We start from the raw sequence: 9,570 nt of genomic DNA, 5'->3' as shown, positions 1-9,570 counted from the left end.
GGCCGACCCAGCGCGCGCCCAGAACCCGCCAGCCCGCCGCCCTGACCTCGGCCTCGAGCCCCGCGGCATCGGTCAGCGTCACGCCCTCGGCCTGCCAGAAGGCCGCGGCCTCCGCGGGCGGAGTCGCCATGGTCCAGCGCAGGTCCGAGAAAGCCACGCGCCCGCCCGGGGCCAGCACCCCGCGCCAGGCCTCCAGCGCCCCGCAGACACCGATTGTGTAAACCGCCCCTGCCGACCAGATCAGGTCCCAGGGGCCAGTGGGAGGCTCGGCCATATCGCCCTGAATGGCGGTGACGGCGGGGTATGCTGTCGCGACTGCGGCCACGAATTCGGCCGCCGCGTCCAGCGCCACGACCTGCCCTTGCGGCACCGCCGCCAGCAGCGTCCCGGTGTCGGCCCCGGTGCCGCAACCCGCATCCAGCACGCGGGCATCGGCCGGGGTTCCCGCCACACCCAGCGCCCAGCGCAGGCTTTCGGCATCGCCCGGCCCCGCCCGGTCCAGCCTGAGAAACAGATCAACAAGGCTCATGGACCCGAGGCCTAGCCCCGGGTGACCCTTGCGTCAACCCACCGCGGCGACGGCCCCATCCTGGATCAGCTTCCACTGGATCGCATCCAGGAGCGCGCTGAACGAGGCATCCACTATGTTCGGGCTGACCCCGACCGTGGACCAGCGCCGCCCGCTGCGATCCTCGCTGTCGATGATGACGCGGGTCACGGCCTCGGTCCCGCCCTGGGTGATGCGGACCTTGAAGTCCACCAGCTGCATGTCCTCGATCGAGGCCTGATAGGGCCCCAGATCCTTGGCCAAAGCCTTGGCCAGCGCGTTGACCGGGCCGCGGTCGGTGCCCGTCTCGTCCGTGGACTCGCTGACCGAAAGCACCTTGTCCTTGCCGATCTTCACCACCACCACGGCTTCCGAGACGCTGACCATCTGGTCGTAGCGGTTCTTGCGCCGCTCGACCGTCACCCGGTAGCGCTTGATCTCGAAGAACCGCGGCAGGAGGCCCAGCTCGGCCCGGGCCAGCAGTTCGAAACTCGCCTGCGCGCCGTCATAGGCATAGCCCTGATCCTCGCGCGCCTTCACCACGTCGAGGATACGCGCCAGCCGCGGATCGCCCGGCGCCACCTCGATCCCGGCGGCCGACAGGCGCGCGCGCAGGTTCGACTGGCCCGCCTGGTTCGACATCGGGATGACCCGGGCATTGCCGACCAGCGAGGGCTCGACATGCTCATAGGTCGTGGGATCCTTGAGGATCGCGCTCGCATGCAGCCCCGCCTTGTGGGCAAAGGCCGAGGCACCGACATAGGCGGCGCTGCGCAGGGGCACCCGGTTCAGGATATCGTCGAGCTGGCGCGAGACCTTCACCAGCCCCGCCAGCGCCTCGCGCGCCACGCCTGTCTCGAACCGGCTGGCATAGGGTTCCTTCAGCAAGAGCGTCGGGATCAGGCTGGTCAGGTTGGCATTGCCGCAGCGCTCGCCCAACCCGTTCAGCGTGCCCTGGATCTGCCGGACGCCCGCATCGACCGCGGCCAGCGAACAGGCCACCGCGTTGCCGGTATCGTCGTGGCAATGGATGCCCAGCCTGTCGCCCGGGATGCCCGCCGCGATCACCTCGGCGACGATCCGCCCCACCTCGGCCGGCAGCGTCCCGCCGTTGGTGTCGCAAAGCACCACCCAGCGGGCGCCCGCGCCATGGGCGGCTTTCAGCGCCTCCAGCGCGTATTCCGGGTTCGCCTTGTAGCCGTCGAAGAAATGCTCGGCATCGAACAGCGCCTCGCGCCCCTCGGCCACCATATGCGCGACCGAGTCGCGGATGTTGACCAGGTTCTCCTCCAGCGTGATCCCCAGCGCGGTGGTGACGTGGAAATCATGGGTCTTGCCGACGAGGCACACCGCGGGCGTGCCTGCGTTCATCACCGCCGCCAGCACCTCGTCATTGGCGGCCGAGCGTCCCGCCCGCTTGGTCATGCCGAAGGCGGTGAAGGTGGCTTTCAGCGACGGCCGCGTCTCGAAGAACTCGCTGTCGGTGGGGTTCGCCCCCGGCCAGCCGCCCTCGATGTAATCGACGCCGAGCGCGTCCAGCGCGCGGGCGATGGCGGCCTTCTCGGGGGTCGAGAATTGCACGCCCTGGGTCTGCTGCCCGTCCCTGAGCGTGGTGTCGTAGAGATAGAGCCGCTCGCGCTGTCCCACGCGTGGGACATCTCCGCCCTCCAATGACGTCAAGGACATGGCGACCCCCGTTTACCTGCGCTTAACCCGCGCCCATCTTCGTTCTGCAAATATCCCACGGGGGTCCGGGGGTGTGAAACCCCCGGTCCGACACCCGCTGCAAGCGCCAACACCCCCGTAGGGTGCGTGCTCGCACGCACCGTGCGCGTCCCCATCACAACCCCTCCAGCTTCGCCGGATCGAACCCCGCGCCGGGCACCAGTTCCACCCCCGCCTTCGACATCCGAACCTCGACCCCGGCGGCGATCAGCGCCGATTTGAGCGCATCGACGGGGGCGAAATCCTTGGAGGCCATGGCGGCAGTTCGCAGATCGGCAAGCTTCGCGGCCAGCGCCGACAAGTCCACGCCCTCGGCCCAGTCGCCCATGCCCGCTTCCAGCAACCCCAGCAGCCGGGCCGAGGCGAGGAAGACGCCCTTCTCGTAGAAGCAATCCTTCTGCGGATTGGCGGCAATCGCCTTGGCCAGCGCATGGAGACGCGCCATGGCGCCCGCGCCGTTCAGATCGTCGGCCAGCGCCTCGACCAGTTCGGCATCCGGCCCGGTGGGCTCGGCATCGGCCGCCAGCACGCGCCAGTGGCGCAACACCGCCTCGGCCTCCCGCGCCTTCTCCGCCGTCCAGTCCATCGGCTTGCGGTAATGCGTCGACAGCATGACAAACCGGATCACCTCGCCCGGATAGCCCTGCTCCAGCAACTCCCGCACGGTGAAGAAGTTGCCCAGCGACTTGGACATCTTCTTGCCTTCGACCAGCAGCATCTCGTTGTGCATCCAGACCCGGGCGAACTCGGCGCCGGGATGGGCGCAGCAGCTTTGCGCCACTTCGTTCTCGTGATGCGGGAATTGCAGGTCGATGCCGCCGCCGTGGATGTCGAACGAGGCGCCGAGCAGTTCATAGCTCATCGCCGAGCATTCGATGTGCCAGCCGGGCCGCCCCCTGCCCCAGGGCGAGTCCCACCCGGGCAAGGAGGCATCCGACGGCTTCCACAGCACGAAATCCATCGGGTCGCGCTTGTAGGGCGCGACTTCGACGCGGGCGCCGGCGATCATGTCATCGACCGACCGGCCCGAGAGCCGCCCGTACTCGGGATAAGACCGCACGTCGAACAGCACATGGCCCGAGACCTCATAGGCATGGCCCCGCTCGATCAGCCCCTCGATCATGGCCACCATGGCGCCGATATACTCGGTCGCGCGCGGCTCCTTGGTCGGACGCAGGGCACCCAGCGCGTCCATGTCGGCGTGATACCAACCGATGGTTTCCTCGGTCCGCTGGTGGATCAGCTCCTCCAGCGTGCCGGGCGCGCCCGCTTCCTGCCGCGACAGGGCCGTGGCGTTGATCTTGTCGTCCACGTCGGTGAAATTGCGGACATAGGTGACATGCCCCTTGCCATAGACATGCCGGAGCAGCCGGAACAGCGTGTCGAACACCACCACCGGCCGCGCATTGCCCAGATGGGCGCGGTCATAGACCGTGGGGCCGCAGACATACATCCGCACGTTCCGGGCGTCGAAAGGCTCGAACGCCTCCTTCGAGCGGGTGCGCGTGTTGTAAAGCCGGATGGCGGTCATGGCCTCTCCCCTATCCGCATTCCATAAAGAAACACCCCCGCGCGGGGTGGGCTGGGACTTTTCTTGGGGAAAAGACGACCGCCTCCGCGCGAGCCTCAGCTCAGCGGGTAATGCAGCAAATGATGATGCGCAGCGTCGTCATGGGCTTGGCGATAGCACCAAGACCCCCGCCGCGCAAGCGTTCAGCATGGGTCTCAGCGTCCCATCGGCCCGACCGGGCGCCGCCGCCCGGCGCGGATCTCGCGCCAGGTCATGATGAGGCCCCCGGTCACGACGATCAGCGCGCCGAGGATGCTGACGCTGTCGGGCCAGAGGTCGAAGAAGACGATGTCATAGAACGCGGCCCAGAGGAGCGTCGCGTACCAGAAAGGGGCGACGAAGCTGGCCTCGGCCCGCTGGTTGGCGGTCAGATAGAGGATCTGCGCCGAGACCATGATCGTGCCCAGCGCCACCAGCAGCGCCCAGACGCCCGGGCCCTGCGGCCAGACGAAGACCGGGATCGCGGCGAGGCAGGCGATCACCGTGCCCATGCCGTTGTTGATGGCCATGGTGCGGCCCGGGGGTTCGGTGATGGCCAGCCGCTTGATGGCGATGGCCTCGATCCCCATGGCGGCGGCCGCGCCCAGCGCCAGCAGCGCCGCGGGCTGGATCACCCCCGCCCCGGGTCTGAGCAGCACCAGCGCGCCCGCCAGCGCGACCAGCGCCGCCAGCCAGCGCCAGGGGCCGACCTTCTCGCCCAGGATGATGCCGGCGAAGAGCATGGTGGCGACCGGCGACAGGAAGCTCAGCGCGTTGACGTCGGACAGCGGCAGGTAGCGGGCGGCGCTGAACATGAGCAGCGTCGCCAGCCAGCCGAGGCTGGTGCGCAGCGCGTGCAGGCCCCAGTTCGGCTTGGGCGCCCCGCCCGCCGGTTCGCTCCAGGCTTTGCGGCCGGTGGCGCGGCGGGCCAGCAGGAAGCCTGCGACGGCGAGGAAGCCGAAGAGGAACCGCGCCTGGCTGAGCATCAGGGCCGGGACCGGCTCGCCCATCGTGCCGTTGCCCAATGTCTTGGCGATGAGGGTGGTCGCCGCGACCAGCATCGCGCAGGTCAGCATCAGGGCGACGGCAATCGGCAGGGAGGGGCGCATGGGGGATCCGCAGCAAGGCAGCGGCACCCTAGACGCTTCACAGGCGAATGAAAACCCGGGTCACTCGTCCTGCGGGCCGCGGACCAGCGATTGCACGACATAGACAAGGATGGCGAAACCGACCGCGCCGACCAAGGCGATCCCGGCCAGTACCAGCCAGTCGATCGGCCCGCCCATGTCGGACAGCCGCGACGAGGTGACGGCCAGCACGAACCAGATGGCGCCGAGGGCCCCTATCGGCATCGACAGCTGCGCCCAGAGGAATTTCCGCAGGCTCATCGCCCGGTCGCGGATCAGGACATGGAGGTAAAGCCCGGTGATCAGCGCGGCGACGGCGGTCAGGGCCCAGAAGACGCCCTGGCCAAACATCTCTTCCCAGACGGCGATCAGCGTGGCGAAGCTCAGGTCTTTCATCGCTGCCCCCTCAGGCCCGGCCGCGCAGCATGGCGTTGTAGGTGGGTTTCAGGGCGGCTTCCTTCATCAGCCACGAGATCCACAGCTCCTCCAGCGGCGCGATGATCCCGGGGAACGAGGGCGTCAGGTTGTCGGAGTAATCGAATTCGATCAGCATCGCCCGGCCGATCCGGGTGATCATCGGGCAGGCGGTATAGCCGTTGAAGGTTTCCGTCCCCTCGCGCCCGGCGATCTCCGACACCAGATGATCCTCGACCACCGGCAGATGCCATTTGACGCTCGCGGCGGTCTTGCCCTTCGGCACCCCGGCGATGTCGCCGAGGCCGAAGATGCTGGGATAGCGCAGGTGGCGCAGGGTGGCGGGGTCGACCTCGATCCAGCCCTGATCGAGCCAGCGGTCGGTCCAGCCGAGCCCCGCCTCGCGGATCACCCCGGGCGCGCGCTGCGGCGGGATGACGTTGATGAAATCATAGCCCGTGGTGACGTCGCCTGCGGGCGTGGCATAGGTCGCCTCGCGCCGCTGGGCGTCGATGGCCGTCAGCACATGGTCATAGCGCGCCTCGATCCCCCGTTCGTCAAAGAGTTGCCGCAGGCGGTGGTGGACGATCGGCACGCCGAAGAGGGTCTGGTTCTGCGCGTGATAGGCCAGTTGCACCCGGTCGCGATTGCCCTTCCGGCGGGCGATATCCTCGGCCAGGAAGGTGATCTTCAGGGGCGCGCCCGCGCATTTCATCTCGGTCGCCGGGCGGCCGAAAAGCCCCACGCCGCCACGGTCGGTGAAACGGTCCAGCTCGCGCCAGCTCAGTTCGGCATATTCCGGTCCGGCGTAATGCGCGCTGACCCCATCATGGCCCACGAGGTCGAGCGAAAACCCCTCGATGGCCTCCCAGTCGAGCATCAGCCCCGTCGCCACGATCAGATAATCATAGGCCAGAACCCGGCCGCCCGTGGTGGTGACGCGCTGCGCCACCGGGTCGAGCCCGGCCGCGTGTTCGGGGATCCATTCGACGCCCTCGGGCAGCCAGTCGGCCGTCCGGCTGATGGCGTAGCTTGCCGGTTTCAGCCCCGCGGCGATCAGCGTGAAGCCCGGCTGATACCAATGCTGCTGGCGGGCGTCGAGCAGGGTGATCGTCGCCCCCTCCAGCCGATTGGCCAGCCGGTTGGCCATCGCCGTGCCGCCCGCGCCGGCCCCCAGGATCACGATCCGGGCCGAAGTCCGCACGCGTTCCGCCCGCGCCCCCTGCCCCGAGGCCGCCAGCGCCGCCCCGCCCGCCGCCAGCCCCAGAAAGGCGCGGCGCGATGCGGTCAGGGTCAGGGGGGCAGGCATGGCATCCGTCTTCCTTGGCTTCCGGGGCGCCGGTCAGGGGCCCGGGACCGGCCGTCACGACAGCGGCAATATTCCCCGGACGCGAGGTCGGGGATTTGATCTCAATCAAGGCGGGCGCGGGAAAAAAACGTAACCCTCTCCCGCATCTATCCCTGTTCGCTGTACCCCCGGAGATCCCCATGCGTCTGACCACCCGCACCAACCTCGCCCTGCGCACGCTGATGGTCTGCGCCGTCAATCCCGACCGGATCGTACGAAAGAGCGATGTCGCGGTGGCGATCAACGCCTCGGAAAACCACCTGGCGCAGGTGGTCAACCAACTGGGGCAGTCGGGCTTCATCACCACGATGCGGGGCCGCCACGGTGGCTTCACCCTGGCCCGCCCGGCCGAACAGATCAGCGTCGGCGACGTGTTCCGCACCTTCGAATCCGATCTGCCCTTCATCGAATGCTTCTCGGCCGACAACACCTGCCCGCTGAAGGGTGTTTGCCGCATGGCCTCGCATCTCAAGCGCGCGGTCGAGGCGTTCTATGCCTCGCTCGACCCGCTGATGCTGGGCGAACTGGTCGAGTGCAACGACGGGCTGGAAGCGATCCTGTCGCTGGACGAAGGCACCCGGATCGCCAGCGCCGCGCGCTGCACCCATCACGCCAGCGCCCGGGTCAATTGAGCCTAAAAGGTGATCCTCAGCCGGTCGCGCATGATCTCGATGCGCGAGAACCGCTCCAGATAACCCATGCCCAGCAGCGAGCCATGCAGCTCGCCCTCATTGACCAGCGCGCGCACCCGGCGCGCGTCATGCCCTTCCAGCGAGACGCGATCCAGCGTCACCTGCGCGGTGCGGGTCACGCCATTGGCGGTGCGGGCGATGCCGAGATAGCGCAGGTCCTCCGGCTCGAAACCCAGTTTCGCCGCGTCCTGCTGGGTCAGCACCATCTCGCTCGCGCCGGTATCGACGATGAAACGCACCGGCGTCACCGCGCCATTCGGGCCGGTGATGTCCAGCGTCAGGTGATACTGGCCGTCGAACGAACGTTGCAGCACCAGCCCCTCGCCATCGGCGGTCTGCACCGCGACGGTCGAGAACGAGAGCGATTGCCAGAGGCCATAGGCGGCCGCGGCGCCGACGAAGATCAGCGCCCAGAGGATCGCGTGCCGCAGGAAGGTGAAGACCCGCCCCCGCATCGCCACCAGCGCGTAGCTGCCCAACACGACCAGCAGCACCGTGAGATACACGAGGCGCTGGATCTGCTCGTCGGTCAATTGCTCGAGGGCGGGCATCGGGCCTCCGCTGGGGTCTGTTCCCAGATGTAGGGCGCCGGGGGGCGCGCTGGAAGAGGACGCGCCGTCACAGGCCCGTCAGCGGGGCTCAGATGACCCCCGCCGCCCGCGCCCCGTTCAGCACGAATTGCACCGAAAGCGCGGCCAGCAGCATGCCCAGCAGCCGCGTCACCACCATCTCGCCCGTGCGGCCCAGCAGGCGCTCGATGGGCGGGGCCAGCAGGAAGAAGGCGAAGCTGGAAGCGATCACCGCCAGCATCACACCGAGGACGGCCAGGGTGCCGGTCCAGCCCTCGGTCTGGTTCATCAGCAGGATCATCGAGGTCATGGCCCCGGGCCCGGCGATCAGCGGCATGGCGAGCGGGAAGACCGAGGGGTCGGGCACGGTGGTCGCATGTCCCTCGCGCCGTTGCTGGCGGCGGTCGAACAGCATGTCGAGCGCGGTCAGGAACAACAGCACCCCGCCCGAGATCTGGAAGGCGGGCATGGTGATGCCGATCGTGGTCAGGATCTTCTCGCCGGCCAGCGCGAAGACCGCCAGCAGCCCGGCGGCGATGACACAGGCCCGGATCGCCACGGCGCGGCGCTGGCGGGCGTCCATCCCGGCGGTCAGCGGGATGAACAGCGGCGCCAACCCCACGGGGTCGATGATCACGAAGAGCGTGACGAAGGCGGTGGCGAGGAAGGCGATATCCGGCATCGGCTCAGGCTTTCCGCCTTCGGGGGCAAAGTCAACGCTCCTGTGAGTTGACCCTTGCTGACCGGGCTGCCTAGGCTGCGGGCCACTGCCTCGGAAGGTCCCGGATGCTGCGCGCCCTGCCCCTGTTTGTCGCCCTGTCGCTGGCCGGTCCGGCGATGGCGCAGGATATCGTCGGCCCCGGGGACATCGCCATCGACGGGGCGATTGCCCGCTGCCGGGGGACCGGGCCTGAGCCGGGCCTCTGGGCCTGTCTGGCCGAGGCCGGGGTGCCCGCGGGCGGCATCGCCTTTGCCCGGCGGCTGGCGGAGGATCCGGCGATCGGCGGGCCGGGCCTCCTGATCGGTTTCACCGAGACGGGCGTGGTCGATCTGGCCGAGGTGCTGTTCCCCTTCCTCGCCAATACCAACGAGCAGACGCTCTTCGTCAACGGCACGGCCGGCGTGGTGCAGCCGCTGGCGCTGGAGCCGCAGACGGCGGAGGACGCGCAATCGCAGGCAATCCTCGCCGCGCATCCGCAGGCGTTTCCGTCGCTGAGGCTGGCGGTCGTGGGGCATCGCGCGGAAGGCACGCACCAGCGGTTTGTCGCGAGCGATGCGGTAACGGACGGCTGCCGGGCCTGCGCCGTGGTGGCGGTGGCCCTGACCGCCTATCAGTTCGAAGCCGGGGCGTTGACGGGGGTCGAGGCTCTGGGCTGGATCCCGCCCGCGCTGGCCGATGACGAGGCGCGCGCTAGGGTGCTGGCCACCGGGGACGTGCAGGCGTTGCAGGTGACGTTGACGCTGCGGGGCTACGAGCCCGGGGCGATGGACGGCCAACCGGGCGAGGCGACGACCCGCGCGGTGCAGGACTTCCTGACCGACTTCTGCCTGCCGGTGGAGGCGGGGCTGAGCGAGGCGGCGCTGGCGATCCTGGCCGCG

Annotated in this window: 10 protein-coding genes; 2 read left to right on the top strand and 8 right to left on the bottom strand. The window is 68.9% G+C overall.

Going from position 1 to position 9,570, the window contains the following annotated elements:
• The 6 genes from VDQ18_RS21480 to VDQ18_RS21455 form a co-directional block, all read right to left on the bottom strand.
• A partial coding sequence (locus tag VDQ18_RS21480; protein WP_323022910.1) for a class I SAM-dependent methyltransferase occupies positions 1–529 on the bottom strand: 529 nt, incomplete at its 3' end.
• 33 nt (positions 530–562) lie between these two features.
• Entirely contained in the window at positions 563–2,194 is a 1,632-nt protein-coding gene (gene cimA, locus VDQ18_RS21475) for a citramalate synthase (protein WP_323022909.1), read from the bottom strand.
• Positions 2,195–2,387: 193 nt separating this feature from the next.
• Positions 2,388–3,803: a cysteine--tRNA ligase gene (gene cysS, locus VDQ18_RS21470; protein ID WP_323022908.1), complete on the bottom strand. Its 1,416-nt coding sequence runs from the start codon at positions 3,801–3,803 to the stop codon at positions 2,388–2,390.
• Positions 3,804–3,997: 194 nt separating this feature from the next.
• Positions 3,998–4,930 carry a DMT family transporter gene (locus tag VDQ18_RS21465; protein WP_323022907.1) on the bottom strand — a complete coding sequence of 311 codons (933 nt, stop codon included), beginning with the start codon at positions 4,928–4,930 and terminating at the stop codon, positions 3,998–4,000.
• 60 nt (positions 4,931–4,990) lie between these two features.
• A complete protein-coding gene (locus tag VDQ18_RS21460) occupies positions 4,991–5,344 on the bottom strand; it encodes a DUF5368 domain-containing protein (protein ID WP_323022906.1) in 354 nt (117 codons plus the stop codon).
• A 10-nt stretch (positions 5,345–5,354) separates the two neighbouring features.
• Complete coding sequence (locus tag VDQ18_RS21455) at positions 5,355–6,671, bottom strand: FAD/NAD(P)-binding oxidoreductase (RefSeq protein ID WP_323022905.1); 1,317 nt, start codon at positions 6,669–6,671, stop codon at positions 5,355–5,357.
• Positions 6,672–6,850: 179 nt separating this feature from the next.
• Here VDQ18_RS21455 and VDQ18_RS21450 point away from each other — a divergent pair, with 179 nt between their 5' ends.
• A complete protein-coding gene (locus tag VDQ18_RS21450; RefSeq protein ID WP_323022904.1) occupies positions 6,851–7,342 on the top strand; it encodes an Rrf2 family transcriptional regulator in 492 nt (163 codons plus the stop codon).
• 2 nt (positions 7,343–7,344) lie between these two features.
• Here the strand turns inward: VDQ18_RS21450 and VDQ18_RS21445 are convergent, their stop codons facing one another.
• A complete protein-coding gene (locus VDQ18_RS21445) occupies positions 7,345–7,953 on the bottom strand; it encodes a retropepsin-like aspartic protease family protein (protein WP_323022903.1) in 609 nt (202 codons plus the stop codon).
• An 88-nt stretch (positions 7,954–8,041) separates the two neighbouring features.
• Complete coding sequence (locus VDQ18_RS21440; RefSeq protein WP_323022902.1) at positions 8,042–8,653, bottom strand: MarC family protein; 612 nt, start codon at positions 8,651–8,653, stop codon at positions 8,042–8,044.
• A 104-nt stretch (positions 8,654–8,757) separates the two neighbouring features.
• Here VDQ18_RS21440 and VDQ18_RS21435 point away from each other — a divergent pair.
• The coding region (locus VDQ18_RS21435; RefSeq protein ID WP_323022901.1) for a peptidoglycan-binding domain-containing protein at positions 8,758–9,570 on the top strand (813 nt) is incomplete at its 3' end.

Origin of the sequence: Pararhodobacter sp., from assembly GCF_034676075.1 — a bacterium.
Classification (GTDB): domain Bacteria; phylum Pseudomonadota; class Alphaproteobacteria; order Rhodobacterales; family Rhodobacteraceae; genus Pararhodobacter.
This window is presented reverse-complemented; position numbering and strand designations above follow the sequence as displayed.

What these genes read in the sequence shown, in the direction of transcription:
- VDQ18_RS21440 (WP_323022902.1), bottom strand. Translation starts at nt 8,653, where the DNA reads ATGCCGGATATCGCCTTCCTCGCCACCGCCTTCGTCACGCTCTTCGTG.
- VDQ18_RS21460 (WP_323022906.1), bottom strand. Translation starts at nt 5,344, where the DNA reads ATGAAAGACCTGAGCTTCGCCACGCTGATCGCCGTCTGGGAAGAGATG.
- VDQ18_RS21455 (WP_323022905.1), bottom strand. Translation starts at nt 6,671, where the DNA reads ATGCCTGCCCCCCTGACCCTGACCGCATCGCGCCGCGCCTTTCTGGGG.
- VDQ18_RS21465 (WP_323022907.1), bottom strand. Translation starts at nt 4,930, where the DNA reads ATGCGCCCCTCCCTGCCGATTGCCGTCGCCCTGATGCTGACCTGCGCG.
- cysS (WP_323022908.1), bottom strand. Translation starts at nt 3,803, where the DNA reads ATGACCGCCATCCGGCTTTACAACACGCGCACCCGCTCGAAGGAGGCG.
- VDQ18_RS21450 (WP_323022904.1), top strand. Translation starts at nt 6,851, where the DNA reads ATGCGTCTGACCACCCGCACCAACCTCGCCCTGCGCACGCTGATGGTC.
- VDQ18_RS21445 (WP_323022903.1), bottom strand. Translation starts at nt 7,953, where the DNA reads ATGCCCGCCCTCGAGCAATTGACCGACGAGCAGATCCAGCGCCTCGTG.